This is a genomic window from Arthrobacter sp. 4R501 (assembly GCF_002929755.1).
Lineage (GTDB): Bacteria > Actinomycetota > Actinomycetes > Actinomycetales > Micrococcaceae > Arthrobacter.
Genome location: NZ_PJIW01000006.1, coordinates 175,317 through 199,370, shown reverse-complemented (window position 1 = coordinate 199,370; position 24,054 = coordinate 175,317). Strand labels below are relative to the sequence as shown.

The 24,054-nt window shown below is 65.9% G+C and carries 23 protein-coding genes; 13 read left to right on the top strand and 10 right to left on the bottom strand.

Translation table 11 applies throughout. The annotated features are described in order from the left end of the window. Genes CXR02_RS07825 through CXR02_RS07815 form a run of 3 tightly spaced genes read left to right on the top strand, consistent with a single transcriptional unit; the run spans window position 1 to window position 1,974 of the window. Complete coding sequence (locus CXR02_RS07825; protein WP_104061448.1) at window positions 1-630, top strand: biotin transporter BioY; 630 nt, start codon at window positions 1-3, stop codon at window positions 628-630. 7 nt (window positions 631-637) lie between these two features. Next, window positions 638-1,354, top strand: a complete 717-nt coding sequence (locus CXR02_RS07820) for an energy-coupling factor ABC transporter ATP-binding protein (protein ID WP_104061447.1) — start codon at window positions 638-640, stop codon at window positions 1,352-1,354. Continuing rightward, complete coding sequence (locus CXR02_RS07815; RefSeq protein WP_104061446.1) at window positions 1,351-1,974, top strand: energy-coupling factor transporter transmembrane protein EcfT; 624 nt, start codon at window positions 1,351-1,353, stop codon at window positions 1,972-1,974. The genes CXR02_RS07820 and CXR02_RS07815 overlap by 4 nt, the downstream gene beginning before the upstream one ends. Window positions 1,975-1,995: 21 nt before the next feature. Here CXR02_RS07815 and CXR02_RS07810 read toward each other — a convergent pair whose 3' ends face one another. Together CXR02_RS07810 and CXR02_RS07805 are read right to left on the bottom strand one after the other, a co-directional pair. After that, on the bottom strand, window positions 1,996-3,198 hold the full coding sequence (locus CXR02_RS07810; protein WP_104061445.1) for a thiolase family protein: 1,203 nt from the start codon (window positions 3,196-3,198) through the stop codon (window positions 1,996-1,998). Window positions 3,199-3,214: 16 nt separating this feature from the next. Then, window positions 3,215-4,621 (bottom strand): class I adenylate-forming enzyme family protein, encoded by a 1,407-nt coding sequence (locus tag CXR02_RS07805; protein WP_104061444.1) that lies wholly within the window; start codon window positions 4,619-4,621, stop codon window positions 3,215-3,217. A gap of 61 nt (window positions 4,622-4,682) precedes the next feature. Here CXR02_RS07805 and CXR02_RS07800 point away from each other — a divergent pair, with 61 nt between their 5' ends. Further along, window positions 4,683-5,564: a neutral zinc metallopeptidase gene (locus CXR02_RS07800; RefSeq protein ID WP_104061443.1), complete on the top strand. Its 882-nt coding sequence runs from the start codon at window positions 4,683-4,685 to the stop codon at window positions 5,562-5,564. A gap of 78 nt (window positions 5,565-5,642) precedes the next feature. Here the strand turns inward: CXR02_RS07800 and CXR02_RS07795 are convergent, their stop codons facing one another. The 6 genes from CXR02_RS07795 to CXR02_RS07770 all read right to left on the bottom strand — a co-directional run bounded on the left by CXR02_RS07795 (window position 5,643) and on the right by CXR02_RS07770 (window position 10,848). Beyond that, window positions 5,643-5,975: a metal-sulfur cluster assembly factor gene (locus tag CXR02_RS07795; protein WP_056339832.1), complete on the bottom strand. Its 333-nt coding sequence runs from the start codon at window positions 5,973-5,975 to the stop codon at window positions 5,643-5,645. Between the two features lie 12 nt (window positions 5,976-5,987). Then, entirely contained in the window at window positions 5,988-6,776 is a 789-nt protein-coding gene (gene sufC / locus CXR02_RS07790; RefSeq protein WP_104061442.1) for a Fe-S cluster assembly ATPase SufC, read from the bottom strand. Between the two features lie 101 nt (window positions 6,777-6,877). Continuing rightward, complete coding sequence (locus CXR02_RS07785; protein ID WP_056339825.1) at window positions 6,878-7,237, bottom strand: non-heme iron oxygenase ferredoxin subunit; 360 nt, start codon at window positions 7,235-7,237, stop codon at window positions 6,878-6,880. A gap of 16 nt (window positions 7,238-7,253) precedes the next feature. Continuing rightward, window positions 7,254-8,540 carry a Fe-S cluster assembly protein SufD gene (gene sufD, locus CXR02_RS07780; RefSeq protein ID WP_104061441.1) on the bottom strand — a complete coding sequence of 429 codons (1,287 nt, stop codon included), beginning with the start codon at window positions 8,538-8,540 and terminating at the stop codon, window positions 7,254-7,256. A 2-nt stretch (window positions 8,541-8,542) separates the two neighbouring features. Then, window positions 8,543-10,006, bottom strand: coding sequence for a Fe-S cluster assembly protein SufB (gene sufB, locus CXR02_RS07775; RefSeq protein ID WP_104061440.1), 1,464 nt, complete (start codon window positions 10,004-10,006; stop codon window positions 8,543-8,545). After that, complete coding sequence (locus CXR02_RS07770) at window positions 10,006-10,848, bottom strand: metalloregulator ArsR/SmtB family transcription factor (RefSeq protein ID WP_258060865.1); 843 nt, start codon at window positions 10,846-10,848, stop codon at window positions 10,006-10,008. Before CXR02_RS07770 ends, sufB begins: the two co-directional genes overlap by 1 nt. 106 nt (window positions 10,849-10,954) lie before the next feature. Here CXR02_RS07770 and CXR02_RS07765 point away from each other — a divergent pair, with 106 nt between their 5' ends. The 3 genes from CXR02_RS07765 to CXR02_RS07755 are packed head-to-tail and all read left to right on the top strand — an operon-like array spanning window position 10,955 to window position 13,642. Further along, the gene (locus tag CXR02_RS07765) at window positions 10,955-11,923 is read left to right on the top strand and encodes an ABC transporter ATP-binding protein (RefSeq protein WP_104061439.1); all 969 of its coding nucleotides are present in this window, start codon (window positions 10,955-10,957) and stop codon (window positions 11,921-11,923) included. Next, window positions 11,920-12,690 carry an ABC transporter permease gene (locus tag CXR02_RS07760; RefSeq protein WP_104061438.1) on the top strand — a complete coding sequence of 257 codons (771 nt, stop codon included), beginning with the start codon at window positions 11,920-11,922 and terminating at the stop codon, window positions 12,688-12,690. Before CXR02_RS07765 ends, CXR02_RS07760 begins: the two co-directional genes overlap by 4 nt. 7 nt (window positions 12,691-12,697) lie before the next feature. After that, window positions 12,698-13,642 carry a heme A synthase gene (locus tag CXR02_RS07755; RefSeq protein WP_104061437.1) on the top strand — a complete coding sequence of 315 codons (945 nt, stop codon included), beginning with the start codon at window positions 12,698-12,700 and terminating at the stop codon, window positions 13,640-13,642. Window positions 13,643-13,915: 273 nt separating this feature from the next. Here the strand turns inward: CXR02_RS07755 and CXR02_RS07750 are convergent, their stop codons facing one another. Continuing rightward, complete coding sequence (locus CXR02_RS07750) at window positions 13,916-14,875, bottom strand: heme o synthase (protein ID WP_104061436.1); 960 nt, start codon at window positions 14,873-14,875, stop codon at window positions 13,916-13,918. 510 nt (window positions 14,876-15,385) lie between these two features. On the opposite strand from CXR02_RS07750, the gene tkt reads away from it, so the two are divergent. From tkt to pgl, 6 genes are read left to right on the top strand one after another with little or no spacing between them, the layout of a single operon-like run. Continuing rightward, window positions 15,386-17,503, top strand: a complete 2,118-nt coding sequence (gene tkt, locus CXR02_RS07745) for a transketolase (protein ID WP_104061435.1) — start codon at window positions 15,386-15,388, stop codon at window positions 17,501-17,503. A gap of 23 nt (window positions 17,504-17,526) precedes the next feature. After that, on the top strand, window positions 17,527-18,642 hold the full coding sequence (gene tal / locus CXR02_RS07740) for a transaldolase (RefSeq protein ID WP_104061434.1): 1,116 nt from the start codon (window positions 17,527-17,529) through the stop codon (window positions 18,640-18,642). Between the two features lie 6 nt (window positions 18,643-18,648). Then, on the top strand, window positions 18,649-20,283 hold the full coding sequence (locus CXR02_RS07735; protein ID WP_104061433.1) for a glucose-6-phosphate isomerase: 1,635 nt from the start codon (window positions 18,649-18,651) through the stop codon (window positions 20,281-20,283). A gap of 15 nt (window positions 20,284-20,298) precedes the next feature. Next, window positions 20,299-21,870: a glucose-6-phosphate dehydrogenase gene (zwf, locus tag CXR02_RS07730; protein WP_104061432.1), complete on the top strand. Its 1,572-nt coding sequence runs from the start codon at window positions 20,299-20,301 to the stop codon at window positions 21,868-21,870. Further along, window positions 21,867-22,808, top strand: a complete 942-nt coding sequence (locus tag CXR02_RS07725) for a glucose-6-phosphate dehydrogenase assembly protein OpcA (protein ID WP_104061431.1) — start codon at window positions 21,867-21,869, stop codon at window positions 22,806-22,808. Before zwf ends, CXR02_RS07725 begins: the two co-directional genes overlap by 4 nt. Continuing rightward, window positions 22,798-23,616 (top strand): 6-phosphogluconolactonase, encoded by an 819-nt coding sequence (gene pgl / locus CXR02_RS07720; RefSeq protein ID WP_104061430.1) that lies wholly within the window; start codon window positions 22,798-22,800, stop codon window positions 23,614-23,616. The genes CXR02_RS07725 and pgl overlap by 11 nt, the downstream gene beginning before the upstream one ends. Here the strand turns inward: pgl and CXR02_RS07715 are convergent. After that, entirely contained in the window at window positions 23,569-23,964 is a 396-nt protein-coding gene (locus CXR02_RS07715; protein ID WP_104061429.1) for an RNA polymerase-binding protein RbpA, read from the bottom strand. The two genes, pgl and CXR02_RS07715, sit on opposite strands and share 48 nt — an antisense overlap. Window positions 23,965-24,054 lie beyond the last annotated feature (90 nt).

The following is a 24,054-nucleotide window of genomic DNA, read 5'->3' as shown; positions in this document are numbered from 1 at the left end:
ATGAGCCAGACTGACACCGCCGGCACCGGCACCGCTTCCCGCTTCCGGAGCCGCTGGAACGCCACCGACCTGGGCCTGATCGCCGTCTTCGCTGCGCTCGTGGCCGGCTCTGCCATGGTGCCAGGCATCGCGGCGAACGTGTTCGGCATCCCCATCACTTTCCAGACCCTTGCGGTGATGCTCACCGGACTGATGCTGGGCCCGGGCCGGGGTTTCGCCGCCGTCGGCCTATACACCCTCCTGGGCCTGGCCGGCCTGCCGATCTTCAGCCAGGGCCGCAGCGGCCTGGGCATCCTGGCCGGACCGTCGGCCGGCTACATCATTGCTTTCCCCATCGCAGCAGCCGTTGTAGGCTGGCTCGCCACCGTGGTGATCCGGCGGACAACACGTGCCCGGGCGCTGTGGTTCTTCGCGTCCGCGATGGTCACCAGCATCGCTATCGTGCACACGCTCGGCGTTGCCGGGATCGCCCTGAACACCAAAGCGTCAGTGGGTGAAGCCTTCCTCGCAGACCTGGTCTTCTACCCCGGTGACGTGATTAAGAACATCCTCGCCGCGGTGATCGCCGTGGCTCTGCACCGGGCGTTCCCCGACGTCCTGGTCCGCCGGGTGAAGCGGATCAACAACTAGTCCCGCCATGGCACCCATTTCATTCCGGCAGGCATCCGTGGCCGTCGCCGTTGACAACCGCCCGGAACCCAAGTTCCTGCTCCAGGACGTCTCGCTTGAGCTGACCGAACAGCGCATCGGCGTGATCGGAGCCAACGGGTCCGGCAAGTCCACGCTGCTGCGAATGATTAACGGCCTCGTGCAGCCAACTTCCGGCGCCGTGTCGGTGGACGGCGCCGACAGCGTCCGTGCCGTGCGTGCGGTCCGCAGGCAGGTGGGGTTCGTCTTCACGGATCCCTTGTCGCAGCTGGTGATGCCCACGGGGCGCGAAGACGTGGAGCTTTCGCTCCGCCGCCCGGTCCGCAACGGGGCGGAGCGGCGCAGGCTGGCTGAAGCGGCCCTGGAGCGCCTCGGCCTGCTGCCGCTCGCCGACCAAAGCATCTACGAACTCTCCGGCGGCGAACGCCAGCTGATGGCCCTCGCCGCTGTACTGGCAGTGAACCCAGCTGTGCTGGTGCTGGACGAACCGTCAACCCTCCTGGACCTCCGGAACCGTGAACTCCTGCGCCGCACCCTGTCCGGCCTCGACCAGCAGATCGTGATGTCCACACACGACCTCGACCTCGCCCTGGAGATGGACCGTGTGCTGGTGGTGGAGGCCGGACGCGTGATGTTCGACGGCGGCCCTGCCGCGGCCGTGGACACATACCGGGCGCTGGTCAGCAACGGCCTGGCCGCGCCGTGAGGGGGCACGGCTTCCTGCTGGCCAACTACGTCCCGGGGAATTCTGTCATCCACCGGACGCCGCTGGCACTGAAATTCCTGCTGGTGGTGGGCTGCGGCCTGGTGTCCTTCCTGGTGGTCGACTGGCTGGTCTCCGCCGCGGTCCTGGCCGCCCTCGGCGTGCTGTTTCTCCTGACCGGCGCCGGAACCCGGCGGCTCGTAAGTGCTGTCCGTCCTGTTGCCCTGGTACTGGTGGTGATCGGCCTGTTCCAGTGGTGGCAGCTGGGTGGACCCACGGCCGCCCGGATTGTCGTGAATATCCTGGTCTGCGTGGTGGCGGCGTCCCTGCTGACGGCCACCACGCCCATGCAGCGGATCCTTGACGGCGTGGTATCGCTGGCCACGCCGTTCCGCCGCTTCGGCGCGGACCCCGAGCGTTTTGCCCTGACCATCGCCATTATGCTCCGCAGCATCCCGTACATCGCCGGGGCCTTTGCAGACGTCAGGGATTCCGCCCGGGCCCGCGGGCTGGAGCGCAACCCGCGTGCCCTCGTACTGCCCGTCTTCATCACCACCGTGGCCTTTGCCCGCCAGACCGGCGAAGCGCTGGCTGCCCGCGGGCTGGGCGACGCGGAAGACTGATTTTGGTCCTTCGTGTGCGGCTTAGGAGTCAAGGTGGTTTCCGGCCAGCAACTCATAACGCAGCAGCGCCGCCGTGCCCATGCCGCCGGCAATACTGATCAGGGCCAGCGCCAACGATCCATGATTCGCGGTACGGCGGGCCTGGGCGAGAAGCCGGGTCACCAGCACCGCACCGGACGCCCCGTAGGCGTGGCCCAATGCCAGCGCCCCGCCGTCGAGGTTGACCCGGTCCGGATCAATGCCCAACTGGTCCAGGCAGGCCAGGGTCTGGGCCGCGAAGGCTTCGTTGAATTCCACCAGATCCACGCTGGCAGCCGACAGCCCCCTCGCCTGTAGGAGCCGCTCAGCGGCAACCGCTGCGCCGATCCCCAGCAGTTCGGGGTCCACACCGGCAGTGTCCGTGGCCAGCACCAGGAGCCCGTCTGTGGCTCCGAGTTCCCGTGCCCGCTGCAATGAAGTAACGACGACGGCGGAAGCGGCGTCCGCGTCGAAGCATGAGTTCCCGGCGGTGACAGTGCCCCCTGGCACAAAGGCGGGCGGGAACCGCTTGAGAACGGCGGCGGACAGGCCGGGGCGGGGGCCGTCGTCGGCACTGATGGGTCCAGCGGACGTCTCCAGGGTGGTGATCTCGCCGGCAAAGAAGCCTGCTTTAGCCGCGGCCAGCGCCCGCTGGTGGCTGCGCAGCGCGGAGGCATCCTGCCGCTCCCGGCTGACCGTGAACCGGGCCGCTACATTCTCGGCGGCAACCCCCATATCCGGGTCGCCGAAGCTGTCCGGCACAAACTGTGCCCGGGCAAAAAAATCAGGCTCGCCGCCCTCGTTCCGGTGTGCCCGCAGCGGAGCCGTGCTGATGCTCTCCACTCCCCCGGCGAGATAGACGGGGTTGCCGCCGGCGGCAACCAGCCGGGCGGCCAGAACGATCGCATCCAGGCCTGACCCGCACTGGCGGTCAACGGTCAGTCCCGGCACACCGACCGGCAGGCCCGCCTCGAGCAGGGCCAGGCGGGCCACGTTGCCGCCGCCGCCCACGGCGTTGCCGATTACCACATCCGTGACTTCTTCGGCCGGCACGTGGGAGTCTTCCAGGAGGTTGACCAGGACCGGTGCGAGAAGCTGGTGCGCACGCAGTTCCTTCAGCGCAGCGTTCGCGCGCCGGACCGCGGTACGCCGCGCCGCGATGATCACGGGCTGCCGGTCCGGCGGCAGCACGTCGCCGGGCGGCATGCCATGGGGCCGCAAGTCAGCGGTCAAGGTGCCGCGCCCTGGGGTCCTGGGAGCCGATCCAGTCGAGGAGAGTGTTCCGGCTGACCTTTCCACGGTCCGTGGTGGGGAGTTCGGAGAGTGCGAAGTACTGGTGGGGCCGCTTGTCCCGCGGCAGGATGTTTTCGAGTCCGGCCTTCAGCTGCGTGGCCGTGACGCCGCCATGGGAAGGAACGACGCCGGCGACCACCCGCTGGCCGCGGAGATCATCGGGTATTCCGGCGGCCACCGCAGCAGCCACCCCCGGCACGGACGCCAGGGCGAGTTCCACTTCGTGCGGATAGACGTTCTTTCCCGAGGTCAGGATCATGTCGGCGCGCCGGCCCAGGATGTGCAGTTCGCCGTCGGCGAGGTAGCCCTGGTCCCCCACCGTGAACCAGCCGTTGAAGGAGCGCAGCGCCTGGCCGTCGTCACCCCACAGGTAGCCGTTGCTGACCATGCCGCTGCGGACACAGATATTGCCGGCTTCGCCGTCCTGCAGTTCGGAACCCTCATCGTCCAGGATTCTGACGTCCACGCCAGGGAACGGGTGTCCGATGCCTGTTCCCCCGGCGTCCAGGAGCTCCCCCGCCGCCAGCCCCACACCGGAGACAAAGCTCAGTTCGGACGCGCCGTAGTACTCGAACATGGTGGCGTTCGGCGCCCAGCGCCGTGCTGCTTCCAGGGTGCGTGCGTCCAGCTTCGAGCCGGCGCAGATGATGGTACGGATGCCAGAGGCATCCACGCCGCCGGTCAGGCCGCGCTCACTGAGCAGCCGCAGCATGGTGGGCACGAGGATGAGCCGGGTCACGCCGTCGTGCCTGATGGCGGCGTGGACATCACCGACATCGAAACTCTCCAGCGTCTGGAATTCCGAGCCGGCGTAGAGGCACTCAGCCAGGGCATAGAGGTTAAGGCTGGCGGCCAAGGGCCCGGGCGCGAGCGTGACGTCGTCCTGGGCGAGGCCGAAGAACGCCACGGACGCGTCAAAGGACTGCCGCCAGGACTGCCTGGACCGGGTAAACGCCTTGGGCACTGACGTGGTGCCGGAGGTGAGTCCGATCAGGAACGTCGAGTCCGGCGGCCCGTCCGCCAAGGCATCCGCTGCGGAAACCGTCCCGGGCTTGGCCGACTCCGCCAGCCTTTGAACGATCTCCTGGTGCAGGGACTCCGGCCAGGTCGGGTCCAGGACGGCGCATTGCCGCCGGCCGGCAACGGCTGCGGCGAACCTTGCGGCGAACTCGACGGAGTTGGCCTCCGCAAGCACGGTGACGGCAGCTGTCCCTGGAAGGGCGGCGGCGGCGGCGTCCCGGAGTTCAGCCCAGCGCAGGCGCCGGCCCGCCACCACGACGGCGGTGTCATGGGGGCGTTCTTCGGCCCAGCGCTGGATTCTATCGAGAAAAGGCATCGTCCCAACTTTACCGGCCGGACTCCGCTTCGGTGGTGCCGGTAACGGCTATTGTGACTTCATGAGCTTCAATGACAACGTGCAGCTGGACCCTTCCCAGGTCCAGGACCGGCGTGGCATGGGCCGTGGGGCCAAAGTCGGCGGCGGCATCGGTGGCGGAATCGTCCTGCTGATAGCCGTGCTCCTCGGCGTCAACCCCGCCTTGCTCGAAGGCCTGACCGGCGGGGCTGGCACGGCGGATCAGAACCAGGGCACGGCCCCGGCCTGCACCACAGGCGCCGACGCCGACGCGCGGCTGGACTGCCGGATCACCGGCACCGTGAACAGCCTGAACGCGTTCTGGCCCGCGTATCTCCAGCAATACAACGTGCAGTACCCGCAGCCGGAGACCGTGATCTTCGACCAGGCCGTCAACAGCGCGTGCGGGACGGCATCCAGCGCGGTGGGCCCCTTCTACTGCCCGGCTGACAGCACCGCCTACTTCGATCCCGGGTTCTTCCAGGATCTCGTGGACCGCTTCGGATCCTCGGGAGGTCCCCTGGCGCAGGAGTACGTGGTGGCGCACGAATTCGGCCACCACATCCAGAACGTGCTGGGGTACATCGACCGCGCGCAGCAGGACCCGCAGGGGCCCGAGTCCGGTGCCGTCCGCGTGGAACTCCAGGCCGACTGCTATGCCGGCCTCTGGGTAAAGCACGCCTCAACCCAGCCCGGACCCGACGGCCAGCCGTTCCTGGAACCGATCACCCAGCAGGACCTGAACGATGCCCTGTCCGCAGCGTCAGCGGTGGGCGATGACCGGATCCAGGAAGCCGCCACCGGACGGGTCTCACCCGAGGCCTGGACGCACGGGTCCAGCGAACAGCGGCAGAAATGGTTCTACACCGGCTACCAGACCGGCGACATCAACCAGTGCGACACTTTCTCGGCGCCCAGCCTCTGATTCCATCGAGGACGACGACGGCCGGCTACCTCCGCGGGGGAGGTGACCGGCCGTCGTCGTGCTTTAAGCGGTGAAAACTTAGATGTTGAAGCCGAGGGCCCGCATCTGGTCCTTGCCGTCATCGGTGATCCGCTCCGGACCCCACGGCGGCATCCACACCCAGTTCAGGCGCCAGTCGTCAACGACGCCGTCAAGCGACTTGCCTACCTGCTCCTCGATGACATCGGTGAGCGGGCAGGCGGCCGTGGTGAGCGTCATGTCGATCAGCAGCGCGCCGTCGTCGTCGGAGTACTTCAGGCCGTACAGCAGCCCGAGGTCCACGATGTTCACACCGAGTTCCGGGTCGATGACGTCCTTGAGCGCCTCTTCGACATCTTCGAGGCCCGTGCGGGCCGCATTGATTTCGGTCATGGCAAGTCCTATCTAGGCCTGTGCGGCAGCAGCGATGGTGGCTGCGCCGGCGCCCGTGGCGTACCGGTCGTAGCCTTCGTCTTCGAGGCGGTCAGCCAGCTCCGGGCCGCCTTCTTCGACAACCTGGCCGTCGACGAAGACGTGGACGAAGTCAGGCTTGATGTAGCGCAGGATGCGGGTGTAGTGCGTGATGAGCAGCGTGCCCATGTTGCCCGTTTCGTGTGCACGGTTGACGCCTTCGGAGACAACCTTCAGGGCGTCAACGTCCAGGCCCGAGTCGGTCTCGTCCAGGATGGCGAACTTCGGCTTGAAGAGCTCCAGCTGGAGGATCTCAACTCGCTTCTTCTCGCCACCGGAGAAGCCTTCGTTGACGTTGCGCTCGGCGAAGTCTGCATCGATGCGCAGCTGGGCCATGGCCGCCTTGACGTCCTTGGTCCAGGTACGCAGCTTGGGTGCTTCGCCGTCGATGGCGGTCTTGGCGGTGCGCAGGAAGTTGGTCATGCTGACACCGGGGACCTCCACGGGGTACTGCATGGCCAGGAAGACGCCGGCGCGGGCACGCTGGTCAACGGTCATCGCGAGGACATCTTCGCCGTCGAGCGTGATGGTTCCGCGGGTGACCTTGTAGCGCGGGTGCCCGGCAATGGTGGAGGCCAGGGTGGACTTGCCCGAACCGTTGGGGCCCATGATGGCGTGGGTCTGACCGGTCTTGATGGTCAGGCTGACGCCCTTCAGGATCTCCTTGGTGCCCTGCTCCGTGTCAATGCTGACGTGCAGGTCCTTGATCTCAAGAGTAGACATAGGTCTTGTTCTCCTCTGCACCGCGCCCTCCGGCGGTGGTGCGGTCTGTATCTGGAAGTTTGATTCTGTTGCTTGGTGTCCGGCTCGCGCCGGGGATGCTGCTAGCTGAAGTTCGGGGCTTCCGCTCCGTTGAGCACGTTCGTGAAGTCCACGTACACCTCGTCGCCGACGATCTCGACGGCGAACACCGGGACGGGATCGTAGGCGGGCAGCTGGAGCGGCTCGCCGCTGCGCAGGTCGAACTGGGAGCCGTGGCCCCAGCATTCGATCATGCACCCTTCCACTTCACCCTCGGACAGTGAGATGTCCGCGTGCGAGCAGGTGTCCCCGATGGCGTGGATGTCTCCCATGGAGTCCTTCACGATGGCTACAGGGTAGTCATCGATCAGGATCCGGAGCGCCTGCTTGAGCTGGATTTCATCTGTCTTGCAGACAAATTCGCCCTTTGGCTGGTCAGTCATCTGTTTTCCGCGCCGTCTAGTTGTTCGTCACGGCGAGTTCGCGCTCAACAGCCTCGGTGAGCCGCTCTTCGAGGGCCGGTACCTTGATCTGCTGGATGATCTCGTGCAGGAAGCCACGGACCACCAGGCGGCGGGCAACATCCTCGGGGATGCCGCGGGCCATGAGGTAGAACAGGTGCTCGTCGTCCAGCCGGCCGGTGGCGCTGGCGTGGCCGGCGCCCTTGATCAGACCGGTTTCGATCTCGAGGTTCGGCACGGAGTCGGCGCGGGCGCCGTCCGTGAGCAGCAGGTTGCGGTTGGCCTCGTAGCTGTCGGTGCCTTCGGCTTCCTTGCGGATCAGGACGTCGCCTACCCACACAGCGTGGGCGTTGCGGCCCTGCAACGCGCCCTTGTAGAGCACGTTGGAGGTGCAGTTCGCCACCGCGTGGTCAACAAAGAGCCGCTGCTCCAGGTGCTGGCCGGCGTCGGCGAAGTACAGGCCGAACATTTCCGCTTCACCGCCGGGGGCGGTGAAACGGGTCGACGGCGTGACCCGGACCAGGTCCCCGCCGAGGCTGACCACGATGTGCTTGAACTTGGCGTCGCGGCCGATCTTTGCCTGCTGGGAGGAGGCGTGGACGGCGTCGTCGTTCCATTCCTGGAGCGAGACAACCGTGAGGTTGGCGCCGTCTTCAACAACGATTTCGATGTTTTCGGACACAACGGCCGAGCCCTGGTGGTTCAGGACCACAACGGCCTTGGAGAATTTCTCCGCCACGATTACCAGGTGCTGGGCGGCTGCCTCCGTGGAGGTGCCTTCGATCACGACGGTGACCTCGGTGTCTGCTTCAAACTCGGCCGGGATGGTGAGGACGGTGGCTTCGCTGAAGTTCTCCCAGGCGTTGGCGGACACGCGGTCCTCCGGGATGCCGGCGGAACCGATGCGCTTATCGCCGCGTGCCACGGTCTCAACCGTGACCTGCTCCGGGCCGCTGACGGTGACGGTGGGAGCCGCCCCTGACAGGACCTCGCTGTGCAGGCCACGAAGGCGCTTGAGGGGGGTGAAGCGCCAGTCTTCCTCAAGCCCGGTGAGCGGCTTGAAATCAGCCAGGTTGTACGAGGTCAGCCGGCCGGCACGTGAGCTGTCCGGAATGCCGACGCCGCCGCCATGCGAGTGGCGCTTGACCGCTTCGCCGGCCAATGGGGCCTTGGACGTGGCCGAATTGATCGGGGACAGGCTTTCGCCCTCTTCCGTGAAACCGTTAATAAACGGCTGGGCCGAGGGCGCGCCGATGCGGGCCTTTTCAGTAGTGATTTCAGTCATCGTTATCCGACGGACCCTTCCATCTGCAGTTCAATCAGGCGGTTCAGCTCAAGTGCGTACTCCATCGGGAGTTCGCGGGCGATGGGCTCGATGAAGCCACGGACGATCATCGCCATGGCCTCGTCTTCGCGCATGCCGCGGGACATCAGATAGAAGAGCTGCTCTTCGCTGACCCGGGAAACAGTTGCTTCATGGCCCATCACCACGTCATCCTCACGGATGTCGATGTACGGGTAGGTGTCAGAACGGCTGATGGTATCCACCAGCAGCGCGTCGCAACGGACGGTGTTCGCCGAGTGCTTGGCACCTTCACGGACCTGGACCAGGCCGCGGTAGGCAGCACGCCCGCCGCCGCGGGCCACGGACTTGGAAATGATGGAGCTCTTGGTGTTCGGCGCGATGTGGACCATCTTCGAGCCGGTGTCCTGGTGTTGGCCGGCGCCGGCGAAGGCGATGGACAGGGTCTCGCCCTTGGCGTGCTCACCTACGAGGTAAACGGCCGGGTACTTCATGGTGACCTTGGAGCCGATGTTGCCGTCGACCCATTCCATGGTGGCGCCTTCTTCGCAGATGGCACGCTTGGTCACCAGGTTGTACACGTTGGTGGACCAGTTCTGGATGGTGGTGTAGCGGACGCGGGCGCCCTTCTTCACGATGATTTCCACTACGGCGGAGTGCAGCGAGTCCGAGGTGTAGATCGGAGCGGTGCAGCCTTCGATGTAGTGGACGTAGGAGTCCTCGTCGGCGATGATCAGGGTGCGCTCGAACTGGCCCATGTTTTCCGTGTTGATACGGAAGTATGCCTGCAGCGGAATGTCCACGTGGACGCCCTTGGGGACGTACACAAAGGAACCGCCGGACCAGACGGCCGTGTTCAGCGACGCGAACTTGTTGTCGCCCACGGGAATGATGGTGCCGAAGTACTCCTGGAAGATCTCCGGGTGTTCGCGCAGCGCGGTGTCGGTGTCCAGGAAGATGACGCCCTGCTTTTCAAGGTCCTCACGCAGCTGGTGGTAGACAACCTCGGACTCGTACTGGGCGGCGACGCCGGAAACCAGGCGCTGCTTTTCGGCCTCAGGGATGCCGAGCTTGTCGTACGTGTTCTTAATGTCATCGGGCAGGTCCTCCCAGCTGGTGGCCTGCTTCTCGGTGGACCGCACGAAGTACTTGATGTTGTCGAAGTCGATGCCGGAGAGGTCTGCACCCCAGGTGGGCATGGGCTTGCGGTCGAAGTACTTCAGGCCCTTGAGCCGGAGATCGAGCATCCATTGGGGCTCGCTCTTCTTGGCCGAGATGTCACGAACGACTTCTTCATTGATACCGCGGCGGGCGTTGGCACCGACGTCGTTCTTGTCGGACCAGCCGTACTCGTACGTGCCGATGCCGTGGAGCTCGGGATTCTTTTGCAGAATCTCCGAGATCACAGTGTCTTCGGCTACCGCTTTCTCTGATAGTTGGTCCGTCATCACGGCCTTTCTTGCTGATGGTTGGTTACTTCATCCAGGCTGGCGGGGGCTGTCTGCGGGACCTGGGGTCCCCCGGCAGCCAGCCGGCCTGTGGGTATGTGGGTGGTGCAGACGTGTCCGCCGCGCGCCAGCGTGGACAGGCGGCGCACGTCGACGCCGACGAGACGGGAGAACACTTCGGTCTCCACGTCGCAGAAGACCGGGAACTGGGCGGCGAGCTGCTGGATGGGGCAATGCCCCTGGCACAGCTGGACGCTGGACAGTGCTGCCGGCAGCGGGGCCTTGGCCTCGATCGACGCGGCCGACGCCACGAAGCCATCCCGGCTCAGCGCCGCGGACAGTGCCTGCGCCCTGGCGGTGATGTCCGGTCCGGCCTGCTCGACCTCCGGTGCGTACCGGCGTTCCATGTCGGCAAAACGTTCGACGGCGAACGCGCGGACGGCGTCGTCGCCCGCCACTGCTTGGAGCTGCTTGAGCGCCAAGGTAGCGATGTCGAGGTAATCGTTGCCAAGCGTGGACTGGCCCTGCGAACTCAGGACGTAGCGGCGGGCGGGACGTCCCGCGCCTGCGCCGGCCTTGGCCACGCGCTTGACCTCAATATCCCCGCTGCGGGCCAGATGATCAAGATGCCTCCGGACCGCGGCGGGTGTGAAACCGAGCATGTCGCCGAGTTCCGCCGCACTGATGGGGCCGTGCTCCAGCACCGCACCAAGGACCCGGTCCCGGGTACGCTCGTCCGAGTCCGCCACCGGCACAGCGGCCACGTGGCCGCGGTCAGCGGCGGTACGCGGCGCTCGGTGCCCGGCAAACGGCACAGCAGCAGCATTGGTCATGGAATACACAACACAATCATGTCGTAATTTACTCCCCCGTACTAGTAAGGTCAGGCTGACCTGCGGCCGGGGTCCACTGCGGGGCCGCCAGTACTACATCACGTAGAATGCTGGGGTGCGATCCCCCGAATCCCCGGTTCTGTCCATCAGCGGGTTAATTAAGGATGTTGGTCCGCTGGCCAGCCTGGACGGAAAAATGCTCCGGGTGGTCAACGGCGTATCCCTTATGGCCGAACGCGGCCAGGTCACGGCCCTCCTGGGCGCCAATGGAGCCGGCAAAACCACCACCATCGAATGCGCCCAGGGCCTGCAGAAGCGCAGCGGCGGCAGCATCTCGCTGCTCGGCCAGGATCCGGGCCGAGCGGGCGCCGACCTGCGGTCCCGCGTAGGCGTGATGCTCCAGGACGGCGGCCTACCGCCGTCGGCCCGTCCCATCCCGCTCCTCCGGCACATCGCCGGAATGTACGCGAGGCCCCGCTCCGTTGACGAACTCGTGGAACGGCTCGGCATTGATACTTTCGCCAGGACCAGCGTGCGCAGACTCTCCGGTGGGCAGAAGCAGCGTCTGGCCCTCGCCGCAGCACTGATCGGCAATCCGGAAGTCCTTTTCCTGGACGAGCCCAGCGCCGGCCTGGATCCCCAGTCCCGGCAACTGGTCTTCGAGCTGATCTCGGAACTGCGGGCGTCCGGGATGGGCATCATCCTGACAACACACCTGATGGACGACGCCCAGCGGCTGGCGGACTACGTGTACATCATCGACGCCGGCAGGAACGTCGCCGAGGGGACAGTTTCCCAGCTGCTGCAGCGGGACCCGGCTATGGAGGCCGGCACCGACCACGTCCGCACCCTGGTGTTCGAGGCTCCCCCGGGGCTGGATTTCACCGGCGTGCTGCCCGATGCCATCGCCGTCTCTGAAACGCGGGCCGGAAGCTACGTGGCCTCGGGTGCATTGACACCCCACGATCTCGCGTCGTTGACCGCCTGGTGGGCTGCCCACGGCGTGATGCCCGGTTCCATGAGCCTGGCGGCACGAAGCCTGGAAGATGTCTTCCTCGACATCTCGGGAAAGGACCTCCGATGACGGCTCCCGCAGCCACCGCCGCCCAGGGAGCACCAGCCACGCTGCTGCGCCGCATCCTGCTGCAGGGTAAGTACGAATCACTGGCCATGCTCCGGAACGGCGAGCAGCTGATCCTTGCAGTCGTCCTGCCGCTTCTGGCGCTGGTGGGGCTCACTGTCACTCCCTTCCTGGACGGTTTCGGAGCCAGCCGCATCAATGTGGCCGTCCCCGGCATCCTGGCATTGTGCGCCATGTCCACGGCCTTCACCGGGCAGGGCATCGCCACCGGCTTTGACCGGCGGTACGGGGTTCTCCGGTTCCTGTCCACCACACCCCTGGGCCGCGAAGGCCTCATCGCGGGTAAGGTGCTGGCAGTCCTGGCGGTGCTCTGCCTCCAGGTGGCAGTGGTGACGCTGGTGGCGCTTCCGTTGGGCTGGCAGCCGCCTGCCTCCGGCTGGCTCCCTGGGCTGTCGCTACTGGCCCTGGGCGCCGTGGCGTTCACCGCGCTGGGGCTCCTGGTGGCAGGCACGGTCCGGCCCGAGGCAACCCTCGCCATCACCAATCTGCTGTGGATCCTGCTGGGCGCCCTGGGAGGGATAGTTATTCCCGCGGAACGTCTGCCCGCACTGGCACAGGGAGCGGTCCACTACCTGCCCTCCGGCGCACTCGGCGAGGCCATGCGCGAAGCTTTCCTGCACGGCTCGCTGAACGGCGGCGCCGCGCTTATCCTGCTGCTCTGGACGGTTCTTGCCGGAGCAGCAGCCATCCGTTGGTTCAAGTGGAATTGAGATATCCGTGAGTACGGCTTCACGCCTCCCCCAGATCGCCGGCCGCCTTATCGCGAGGCTGCCCCGAACCGTGGACGACAGCGTCCGCCGCCTCGCGGTGGCGTCCCTGGTTGGCCAGACGCTGCTGGTGGTGACAGGCGGCGCGGTGCGGCTGACTGCATCCGGCCTCGGCTGCCCCACCTGGCCGCGCTGCACCGAGACCTCTTTGGTCAACACGGCCGAAATGGGGATCCACGGCTTCATTGAGTTCGGCAACCGGCTCCTGACGTTTGCCCTGGCGGCGGTTGCGCTGGCCATGCTGGTGTACTTGTGGAACCTTCGCAAGGAGCGCCGGGACCTCTTCCTGCTGGCGCTGGGCCTGCTGGCCAGCATCCCGGCACAGGCGGTGATCGGTGGCATCACCGTGCTGACCAACCTCAATCCGTGGGTGGTGGGCCTGCACTTCCTCGTGTCCATGGCCCTCGTGGTGATTGCCACGCTTCTCGTCAACCGGGCCTATGGCAGGACGGGCCGCCATGCCGGTGTCCAGCTCCCCGCGTTGCCGGGCGTTATGCGTCCGGTGACTGCCGCCGTCGGGCTTTTCTCCGCCCTCGCCGTAATGCTCGGCGTAGTGGTAACCGGCTCCGGTCCCCACGCCGGTGACGCCGATGCTCCACGCAACGGCCTCGACTGGGACCTGTTCTCCCACATCCATGCCGTTCCGGCGTACGTGATCACGGCCGGCACACTGTTTGCACTGGTGCTGGTCATTGTCCGCCGGATCCAGGGCCCGTTCCGCACGTCCGTCCTGCTGCTGCTTTCCGTGACCCTGCTGCAGGCCGTCATCGGCTTCACCCAGTACTACAACGGTATCCCCGCGTTGCTGGTGGGCGCCCACATGCTCGGCGCCGCGTTGCTGATGAGCGCGGCAGCGAACTCCGCCGACCTCGCCCGCTCGAGCCCGGTCACGTAGCCTCCACTGTTTTTGCCCATCAGGAGTGCCACGGTTCCCGACGAACCGTGGCACCCCGCATTTAAGGACCCTTTCTCACTTAATGCAGGAAGTGGGCAGACCCTCTCTCACTGCATGTGGTGTTTCGCAGGATCTTCCCCGACCTCCCGGAGACAAAGAAGCGACCCTCCTCCACCGTTGGTGAGAGAGGGTCGCTAAGAAAGCTGCAGGTACTGATTGAGGGTCGGTAAAAAACCCACACAAGTAGTGAGAGAGCGTTGGGTGGGGGTGCTGTTAACCGATGATCGCTGATCCGACGAACGGATCCACGGCCAATGCGATGAACAGCAGCGTCAGGTAACTGATGGAGCCGTGGAAGACCTTCATGGCGCGCTTGTCCGAGATGTCCTCGCGCTGCGCCCGGTTGTAGAGGGAGTGCGACTCGTAAAGGAACCATGCACCCGCCAACACTGCGGTGGCCGTGTAGACCCAGCCCGCGCCACCGGCGGGGACCAGCAGCAGCGAGCAGGCCACCATGGCCCAGGCGTAGAGGACCACCTGGACGGAAACCACCTTGGCGCCGGCAATTGCCCCAAGCATGGGCACATTCGCGTTGCGGTAGTCCTCGCCGTAACGCATCGAAAGCGGCCAGTAGTGCGGCGGCGTCCAGAGGAAGATGACCATAAACAGGATGACGGCCGGCCATTCGACGGTATTGGTCACGGCGGCCCATGCAATCAGCACCGGGAAGCAGCCCGCAGCTCCACCCCACACAATGTTCTGTGCGGTGCGGCGCTTGAGGATGATGGTGTAGATGACTACATAGAAGAAAATTGCGGCCAACCCGAGCCACGCGGCCAGCGGGTTGGCGCCGAACCAGAGAATAACGATGGCGGATGCCCCGAGCAGCCAGGAGAACACCAGCGCCTCACGCGGGGTCACCTCGCCGGTGACGAGCGGACGGTTCTCAGTCCGGTGCATCAGTTTGTCGATGTCGCGGTCAAGGTAGCAGTTGAAGGCACCGGCACTGCCGGCAGCAAACGCGCCGCCGACCAGCGTGGCCAGGATTAGGCCGATCGGCGGGAAGCCGCGCTCGGCGTAGATCATGGTGGGCAGGGTGCTGACCAGCAGCAACTCAATGACACGCGGCTTGGTGAGGGCGAAATACGCCTTGGCCTTACGGGCGAACCCGGCTCCCCCTCTGGTGCGGGAAGCATTAAGCGGCGTATCTGTTGTGCTCACGGTGGCAGTCACCCGTTCTGGTTGGCAGTTCTGTCTGGCGGTGCAGCTGTGTCTTGCGGCCGTTCGCCAGGCAGCCCACCAATGGTCATCAGAAGAGGTCCCGGCAACGGCCCGGGTCTGCCGCCGCCCCGAAAGGGCTCGGCTACCGGCGTCGGCCTCTAAATATCATACCGTGCGCATTTGTAACAGATGCCCCCTGATTAGGCCCTGATGATTGTGCGCAGGGTGATTCGAGCAGATTAACTCAACCTCACGAAATGGCGATTCACATAAGGGGAAATTGCGTCCAAAAGGTGAGATTTGCGCTGACCGCAGAGTGGAATCGAGCTAAGCTGTCACCAGATCAGCAAGCGGCAGAAAAGCGTTGGATAACGCGTTCCCATAGCCCTGCTGAATGATAGATCAACGTTTCGATGGTGAACGGCTGGTACACACCGCAGCGGGCACCATAGCGTGCCCCGAAACGGATCCCGTGTACCGCCCACCATCAGCACAGAGAGGGGCCCGGTTTTCGTGCCACATTTGGAAGAGCAAGAACTGTCATGGACCAGCTTGGACCAGCGCGCGGTGGACACTATCCGCGTTCTGGCTGCGGATGCCGTCGAGAAGGTCGGTAACGGCCACCCGGGCACGGCCATGAGCCTGGCGCCCGCCGCCTACCTTCTCTTCCAGAAGCTGATGCGCCACGACCCGCGCAACCCGGACTGGCTGGGACGCGACCGGTTCATCCTGTCTCCCGGCCACACGTCGCTGACCCTTTACATCCAGCTGTTCCTGTCGGGCTACGGCCTGGAACTGAAGGACCTTGAGGCACTTCGCACCTGGGATTCCCTGACCCCGGGCCACCCGGAGTACAAGCACACCGCTGGTGTGGAGATCACCACCGGGCCGCTGGGCCAGGGCCTTGCCTCCTCGGTCGGGTTCGCCTACTCCCAGCGCCGGATGCGCGGCCTGTTTGACGCCGATGCTGCGGCCGGCGAAAGCCCCTTCGACCACACCATCTGGGTTATCGCCTCCGACGGGGACCTGCAGGAAGGCGTCACTTCCGAGGCGTCCTCGCTGGCCGGCCACCAGGAACTGGGCAACCTTGTAGTTGTCTACGATGAGAACCACATCTCCATCGAGGACGACACCGACATCTCGTTCACCGAGGATGTCCTCAAGCGCTACGAGGCGTACGGCTGGCACACGCAGCGCGTCGACTGGACCAAGACCGGCGAATACAAAGAGGACGTGCAGGAGCTTTACTCCGCACTGCTCGCCGCCAAGGCAGAGACGTCCAAGCCCTCCATCATCTCGCTGCGCACCATCATCGGCTACCCGGCGCCCAAGAAGCAGAACACGGGCAAGATCCACGGTTCCGCACTGGGTGCAGAGGAAGTCGCAGGCCTGAAGTCCGTGCTGGGCTTCGACCCCGCCAAGTCCTTCGACGTTGACCAGGAAGTCCTGGCCCACGCCCGCTCCGTCGTGGACCGCGGCGCCGCTGCCAAGAAGGAATGGGAAGAGTCGTTCAACGCCTGGCAGGCCGCCAACCCCGAAGGCTCTGCACTCCTGCAGCGCATCGAGGCCCGCGAACTGCCCGACGGCCTGGACGCCGCGCTTCCGGTCTTCCCGGCCGGCAAGGACGTCTCCACCCGCGCCGCGTCCGGCAAGGTCCTGAACGCACTCGGACCGGTCATGCCGGAACTCTGGGGCGGCTCGGCCGACCTCGCCGAGTCCAACAACACCACCATCGAGGGCTCGCCGTCGTTCGTGCCCGCCTCGAAGCAGACCGATACCTGGACCGGCAACCCCTACGGCCGGGTCCTGCACTTCGGTATCCGTGAGCACGCCGCGGCATCGATCGTGAACGGCATCGCCCTGCACGGGCGGACCCGCGCGTTCTCCGGCACGTTCCTGATCTTCAGCGACTACCAGCGGCCCGCCATCCGGCTCGGCGCCCTGATGGGTGTTCCGTCCCTGTATGTCTGGACGCACGACTCCATCGGCCTGGGCGAAGACGGCCCCACCCACCAGCCGGTGGAACAGCTCGCTTCCCTGCGCGCCATCGTGGGCCTGGACGTGGTCCGCCCCGGCGACGCCAACGAGGTCGCGGTGGCATGGAAGACCATGCTGGAGAACCACGAGAACCCTGCCGGCATTGTCCTGACCCGCCAGAACATCCCCACCTATGCCCGTGGTGAAAGCGAAGCCGACGGCGACACGTTCGGTTCCGTTTCCGGCGTCGCCAAGGGCGGCTACGTCCTGGCTGAAGCTTCCAAGGACGGCGCCACCGTCCCCGCCGACGTGATCCTGATCGGCACCGGCTCCGAGGTCCAGCTGGCCGTCCAGGCCCGCGAAGCCCTCCAGGCTGAAGGCATCGCTGCCCGCGTTGTCTCAATGCCGTGCGTGGAGTGGTTCAACAAGCAGGACGCCGCTTACCGCGAGTCCGTGCTCCCCGCTGCCGTCAAGGCCCGGGTCTCCGTCGAGGCAGGGCTGGCCCTGGGCTGGAGGGAATTCGTCGGCGACGCCGGCCGTTCCATCTCGCTCGAGCACTATGGCGCTTCCGCCGACTACAAGCGCCTTTTCCAGGAGTTCGGCATCACCGCGGTGGCTGTCGCCGCCGCTGCCAAGGACTCCCTCGCTGGCCTGCAGGCCTGAACCAGATTTTAGGAGATATCACCATGACTACCCCTACACAGCAGCTCTCCGACGCCGGAGTATCCATCTGGCTCGATGACCTTTCCCGCAGCCGCCTTGAGACCGGCACGCTGCAGAAGCTGATCGAAGAGAAGAACGTTGTTGGTGTGACCACCAACCCGTCCATCTTTCACGCCGCCATCACGGCCGGCACGGACTACGACGCCATTATCGCGGCGCAGGCAGCAGCCGGCGCCAGCGTCGAGGAGACCATCTTCGAAATCACCACCACCGACGTCGCCGACGCCTGCGACCTCTTCGCACCGGTGGCAGCAGCCACCAACGGCGTTGACGGCCGCGTGTCCATCGAAGTTGACCCGCGCCTTGCCTGGGACACGGCCGGCACCATTGCCGAAGCCAAGCACCTGTACAAGAAGGTCAACAAGGACAACGTCCACATCAAGATCCCGGCAACCCTTGAAGGCCTCGAAGCGATCACCGCGACGCTGGCCGAGGGCATCAGCGTCAACGTGACCCTGATCTTCTCGCTCGAGCGCTACCGCGCCGTCATCAATGCCTTCCAGTCCGGCCTGGAGCAGGCCAAGGACAACGGCCACGACCTGTCCAAGATCCACTCGGTCGCGTCGTTCTTCGTGTCCCGCGTGGACTCCGAAATCGACAAGCGCCTTGACGCCATCGGCACCGACGAGGCCAAGGCACTCAAGGGCAAGGCAGGCGTGGCCAACGCACGCCTGGCGTACCAGGTCTACGAGGAGCTCTTCGCCACCGAGCGCTGGGCACTTCTGGCTGAAGCCGGCGCGCTCCCCCAGCGTCCGCTGTGGGCCTCCACCGGCGTCAAGGACCCGGCCTACCCGGACACCCTGTACGTGACCGAACTGGCCGCTCCCGGCGTCGTGAACACCATGCCGGAGAAGACCCTGGATGCCACGTTCGACCACGGCGTCGTCACCGGCGACACCGTCTCCGGCACGTACATCGAGGCCAACGCCACGCTGGACGCGCTGGACGCGCTGGGCATCTCCTACAACGAGGTTGTCGCCCTCCTCGAATCCGAAGGCCTGGACAAGTTCGTGGCCAGCTGGAAGGAACTCCTGGGCGACGTCGAAGGTGCCCTTGCCGCTGCACGGAAGGCTTCCTAACCCACTATGAGCACTCTCAGCTACGACGCCACCGGTGCCGCGCAGCAGGCACTCGAGCAGCACCTGCCCGCCCTCGTGGCGGACCGCATCGCCACCCGGATCTTCGCCAAGGACCACACCCTGTGGGGTCTCGACGCCGAGGCCGAGTCCGCTGTCCGCCTCGGTTGGGTGGAGGCGCCCACCGTCTCCCAGGCCCTCGTGGCCGGCATCCTCGAGCTCCGTGATGCCCTCAAGGCTGACGGCGTGACCCGCATCGTGCTTTGCGGCATGGGCGGATCTTCGCTGGCTCCCGAGGTCATCGCCGGCACCGCTGGCGTCGAGCTGACAGTGCTGGACAGCACCGACCCCGACCAGGTCCGTGCTGCCCTCGCAGACCGGCTGGCCGAAACCGCGATTGTGGTTTCGTCCAAGTCCGGTTCAACCCTGGAGACCGACTCCCAGCGCCGGATCTTCGAGCACGCCTTCACCGAGGCCGGCATCGATGCGAAGAGCCGGATCATCATCGTCACCGATCCCGGTTCCCCGCTGGATAAGGCATCGCGTGAGGCCGGCTACCGCGCCGTCTTCAACGCCGATCCGAATGTGGGCGGCCGCTACTCGGCCCTCACCGCATTCGGGCTGGTCCCCTCGGGCCTGGCCGGTGTGGATATCCAGGCCTTCCTGGATGAGGCCGAAGAAGCCGCCGAGATCCTGAACGAGGACGCCGCCGAGAACATCGGTCTGGCCCTCGGGACAGCCCTGGGCGGAACCAACCCGCTGCGCAACAAGATTGTCATCGCCGAGGACGGCTCAGGCATTGTGGGCTTCGCGGACTGGGCCGAACAGCTCATCGCCGAATCCACGGGCAAGCTCGGTACCGGTGTCCTGCCGGTGGTTGCCGGTCCCACGTCGCCGGAGGTCACCTCCGGCGCCCCCGACGTCCTGGTGGTGCGGCTGGTAGCCGCGGATGCCGACATCGAACTCGGTGACAATGAGGTAGCCATCGCGGGTGGCCTGGCCACCCAGATGATGGTGTGGGAGTTCGCCACTGCCGTGGCCGGACGCCTCCTGGGCATCAACCCGTATGACCAGCCGGACGTGGAGGCAGCCAAGGTTGCCGCCCGCGGCCTGCTGGATGCCCAGCCCGAACCGACCCCTGCCGCCTTCGTGGACGGCGCCATCGAAGTCCGCGGCGGTGACTGGCTCCGTGGGGCAGCCACGGCGGAGGAAGCCGTCGGCGCCCTCCTTGGAACGCTCGACGACGACAGCTACCTCAGCGTCCATGCCTACTTTGACCGGCTGGCCTTCGCAGAGCTGGAAGGCATCCGCGACCCGCTTGCCGGCGTCAGCGGCCGTCCCGTCACGTTTGGATGGGGCCCGCGGTTCCTCCACTCCACCGGGCAGTTTCACAAGGGCGGACCCGCCATCGGAGTGTTCCTCCAGGTCACGGCCGCTCCTGCGGAAGACCTGGCCATCCCGGACCGTCCGTTCACGTTCGGGGAACTGATTTCCGCCCAGGCCGCGGGCGACGCCCAGGTCCTGGCCGGCCATGGCCGCCCTGTCCTGCGACTGCACCTGACCGACCGCGCCGCCGGAGTTGCGCAGCTGCAGGAGATCATTGCAGCACTCGCAGCCCGGTCAGCTTCCGTCACCGAAAACTAAGGCTCAACAGCAGACATGCCAGAAACTGAAAACGGCAGGAATTCCGCGACGCGTTCCGGACGACCAGGGCGTAATCCGCTCCGGGATCCCCGCGATCGCCGCCTGAACCGGATTGCCGGTCCGTCGTCGTTGGTGCTCTTCGGAGTGACGGGGGATCTTGCCCGTAAGAAGCTCATGCCGGCCGTGTATGACCTCGCGAACCGGGGGCTGCTGCCGCCGAGTTTCGCGTTGGTGGGTTTCGGCCGCCGTCCGTGGAAGCACGAGGAGTTCGCCGCCGAGGTGAAGGCCTCGGTGAAGGCGTACTCGCGGACGCCGTTTGACGAGGCGGTCTGGAACCAGCTCGCCGAGGGTATCCGTTTTGTCCAGGGCGAGTTCGACGACGATGATGCCTTTGAGCGGTTGGGTGACACGATCGCTGAGCTCGATGAGCAGCGCGGGACACGCGGCAATCATGCGTTCTACCTCTCGATCCCGCCGAAGGCGTTTGAGCAGGTCTGCCGGCAGCTGTCCAAGCACGGCCTGGCGCAGGCTGAGGGCGAGAAGTGGCGGCGGGTGGTGATCGAGAAGCCGTTCGGGCATGACCTGGACTCGGCGAGGCAGCTGAACGACATTGTCGAGTCGGTGTTCCCGCCGGATGCGGTGTTCCGGATCGACCATTACCTGGGCAAGGAGACGGTCCAGAACATCCTGGCGCTGCGTTTCGCGAACCAGCTGTTCGAGCCGCTCTGGAACGCCAATTATGTGGACCATGTCCAGATCACGATGGCCGAGGATATCGGCACGGGCGGCCGGGCCGGGTATTACGACGGTGTGGGCGCGGCCCGCGACGTCATCCAGAACCACCTGCTGCAGCTGCTGGCGTTGACGGCGATGGAGGAGCCCATTTCCTTCAACGCCGACGACCTGCGGGCGGAGAAGGAAAAGGTCCTGGCTGCGGTCAAGCTCCCGGACGACCTCTCCACGCATTCGGCGCGCGGGCAGTTCGCCGGCGGCTGGCAGGGCGGGGAACAGGTCCAGGGCTACCTGGAGGAAGACGGCATCCCCGCGGATTCGACCACCGAGACGTTCGCGGCGATCCGGGTGGACATCCATACCCGCCGCTGGTCCGGTGTTCCGTTCTACCTCCGGGCGGGCAAGCGCCTGGGCCGCCGGGTGACGGAGATCGCGGTGGTGTTCAAACGCGCCCCGAACCTGCTCTTCCGTGACCATGGTGAGGATGACTTCGGCCAGAACGCCGTGGTGATCCGGGTCCAGCCCGACGAGGGTGCGACCATCCGGTTCGGGTCCAAGGTCCCGGGAACACAGATGGAAGTCCGCGACGTGACCATGGACTTCGGTTACGGTCACTCGTTCACCGAATCGTCCCCGGAAGCGTATGAGCGGCTCATCCTCGATGTGCTGCTCGGCGAGCCTCCCCTGTTCCCCCGGCACGCGGAAGTGGAGCTGTCCTGGAAGATCCTGGACCCCTTTGAAGACTACTGGGCCGGGCTGGCTGAGCAGCCGGAGCCCTACGCCCCGGGGTCCTGGGGCCCTGCCTCGGCGGATGAACTTCTGGCCCGCGACGGACGAACCTGGAGAAGGCCATGATTGTAGATTTGCCGGACACCACCACCTCGAAGATCTCCAAGAAGATCACCGCCCTGCGTGAGCAGGGCGGCGTGATTGCCCTGGGCCGGGTCCTGACCCTGGTGGTCGTGACCCGCTCCGGGCTCGAGGAAGAAGCGATTGAGGCCGCGAACGAGGCCAGCCGCGAACACCCCTGCCGGATCATCGTCCTCGCCGACGCCGGCTCTGAGGCTCCGAACCGGCTCGACGCGCAGATCCGGGTCGGCGGTGACGCCGGCGCCTCGGAGGTGATCGTGCTGCGCGGTTACGGCGAGCTCGCGCACGAAAGCGAATCCCTGGTCGCGGCCCTGCTCCTGCCGGACGCACCGATCGTGGCCTGGTGGCCGCACGGGGCACCGGAGAACGCCTGCGAAACCTCCGTGGGCCGGATCGCGCACCGCCGGATCACCGACTCCGCGAACGAAGCCGATCCTCAAATGGCGCTGGAGAACATCCGGGCCACGTACAAGGCCGGCGACACCGACCTCGCCTGGACCCGGCTGACGAACTGGCGGATCCAGCTCGCGGCGGTCCTGGATCAGGTGGACTCCTCACCCGTCACCGCCGTGGCCGTGGAAGGCGCCTCCGACTCCCCGTCCACGATCCTGCTCGCGGCCTGGCTGACCCTGGCCCTGGACGCGCCCGTGACCATCGTCGCGGACCCCGCCGGCACAGGCATCCGCCGCGTAAGGCTCACCCGCCACAGCGGCGACGTGCAGCTCTTCCGCCCCGGACTCTCCGTCGCCGAACTGACCCAGCCCGGACAGCCCGCCCAGCGCATCTCCCTGCCGCGCCGCAGCCTCAAAGACTGCCTCGCCGAAGAGCTCCGCCGCCTCGACCCCGACGAAGTGTTCGGCGAAGTGATTACTATTGGACTGCCACGTACCAATCTAAGGAGCGTCCGACCCAGTGAGCGTTGAGCCAAGAGTTAGCATCCATCCTGATTCGTCCGTCCTGATGGCCGCCATTGCGGCCCGCCTGATCACCAAGCTGGTGGATGTGCAGGACAAGCACGGTGAGGCCACGGTGGTGCTGACCGGCGGCACAGTCGGCATCGGAACGCTGAAGGCTGTTGCGGATTCGCCGGCAGCGCCGGCCGTGGACTGGTCCAGGGTGAACTTTTGGTGGGGTGACGAGCGCTTTGTTGCCGCGGACCATCCCGACCGGAATACGAGGCAGGCGTTTGCTGCACTCCTGTCGAGCATTCCGGTTGATCCTGCAAGGATCAACCAGCCTGCCTCCTCGGATGACTTCGACACGCCCGAAGAAGCCGCCGAGGACTACGCGCGCAGGCTCCGGGAAGCAGCCCGGGCCGAACACGCTGCCGACATGTCCGATAACCGTCCGGACGAACCGGGAGTACTGCCGCGGCTGGACGTTGTGCTGCTGGGCGTTGGCCCGGACGCCCACATTGCCTCGCTTTTCCCGGAGCAGGGCGGAATCCGGGAGAAGGAGCGGACAGTGGTTGGCGTGCGCAATTCCCCCAAGCCGCCGCCCCAGCGGATTTCGCTCACGCTTCCCGCCATAAACACTGCTGCCGAGGTCTGGATGGTGGTGGCCGGCGAGGACAAGGCCGGTGCGGTGGGCCTGGCGCTGGCGGGCGCCAACCCGGTGCAGGTTCCGGCGGCGGGGCCGCGGGGAACCTCACGCACGTTGTGGCTTATCGATGAAAACGCGGCCTCACGGGTCCCGCGGCAGCTCGTCCGGAAGGACGCCACCGGCGCGTAGTTTTTCCAGCGCTCTGGCCAGGACAGCGTCGGCGTCCTGGTCGGAGCGCCGCTCTTTAACGTATTCAAGGTGGGTTTTGAAGCCTTCGTCCAGCGGATCGGGCAGGTCGGCTTCCTTGCCGTCTCTGGATGCCGGAGCCCCGCATCGCCGGCAGTCCCAGACGGTGGGAAGCTGCTCATCCGGCAGCCGCAGGAAGACTAGCTGGGTTTCATGCCCCTTGGCGCACCAAAAGGAAACCTGGATCCGGGGCACCCTTTCGCCCGGGGCAGCTTCTGACTGGTTCTTGGGACCGGCTCCTTCTGTGACACCCACCCGGGTGCCGCGGAACGCTGATGCACTATGTACCATCGGGTCTCCTGGCTGCTTAAACGACGCTGTTTAAACTAAACTGTGGCTGTTGGAATCCAACAGCCACAGTTTAGTTCGGAGATCCCCATC

Coding starts and splice junctions, on each gene's coding strand:
- CXR02_RS07825 (WP_104061448.1), top strand. CDS start 1: ATGAGCCAGACTGACACCGCCGGCACCGGCACCGCTTCCCGCTTCCGG.
- CXR02_RS07820 (WP_104061447.1), top strand. CDS start 638: ATGGCACCCATTTCATTCCGGCAGGCATCCGTGGCCGTCGCCGTTGAC.
- CXR02_RS07810 (WP_104061445.1), bottom strand. CDS start 3,198: ATGCCGCCCGGCGACGTGCTGCCGCCGGACCGGCAGCCCGTGATCATC.
- CXR02_RS07805 (WP_104061444.1), bottom strand. CDS start 4,621: ATGCCTTTTCTCGATAGAATCCAGCGCTGGGCCGAAGAACGCCCCCAT.
- CXR02_RS07800 (WP_104061443.1), top strand. CDS start 4,683: ATGAGCTTCAATGACAACGTGCAGCTGGACCCTTCCCAGGTCCAGGAC.
- CXR02_RS07795 (WP_056339832.1), bottom strand. CDS start 5,975: ATGACCGAAATCAATGCGGCCCGCACGGGCCTCGAAGATGTCGAAGAG.
- sufC (WP_104061442.1), bottom strand. CDS start 6,776: ATGTCTACTCTTGAGATCAAGGACCTGCACGTCAGCATTGACACGGAG.
- CXR02_RS07785 (WP_056339825.1), bottom strand. CDS start 7,237: ATGACTGACCAGCCAAAGGGCGAATTTGTCTGCAAGACAGATGAAATC.
- sufD (WP_104061441.1), bottom strand. CDS start 8,540: ATGACTGAAATCACTACTGAAAAGGCCCGCATCGGCGCGCCCTCGGCC.
- sufB (WP_104061440.1), bottom strand. CDS start 10,006: ATGACGGACCAACTATCAGAGAAAGCGGTAGCCGAAGACACTGTGATC.
- CXR02_RS07760 (WP_104061438.1), top strand. CDS start 11,920: ATGACGGCTCCCGCAGCCACCGCCGCCCAGGGAGCACCAGCCACGCTG.
- tal (WP_104061434.1), top strand. CDS start 17,527: ATGACTACCCCTACACAGCAGCTCTCCGACGCCGGAGTATCCATCTGG.
- CXR02_RS07735 (WP_104061433.1), top strand. CDS start 18,649: ATGAGCACTCTCAGCTACGACGCCACCGGTGCCGCGCAGCAGGCACTC.
- zwf (WP_104061432.1), top strand. CDS start 20,299: ATGCCAGAAACTGAAAACGGCAGGAATTCCGCGACGCGTTCCGGACGA.
- CXR02_RS07725 (WP_104061431.1), top strand. CDS start 21,867: ATGATTGTAGATTTGCCGGACACCACCACCTCGAAGATCTCCAAGAAG.
- CXR02_RS07715 (WP_104061429.1), bottom strand. CDS start 23,964: ATGGTACATAGTGCATCAGCGTTCCGCGGCACCCGGGTGGGTGTCACA.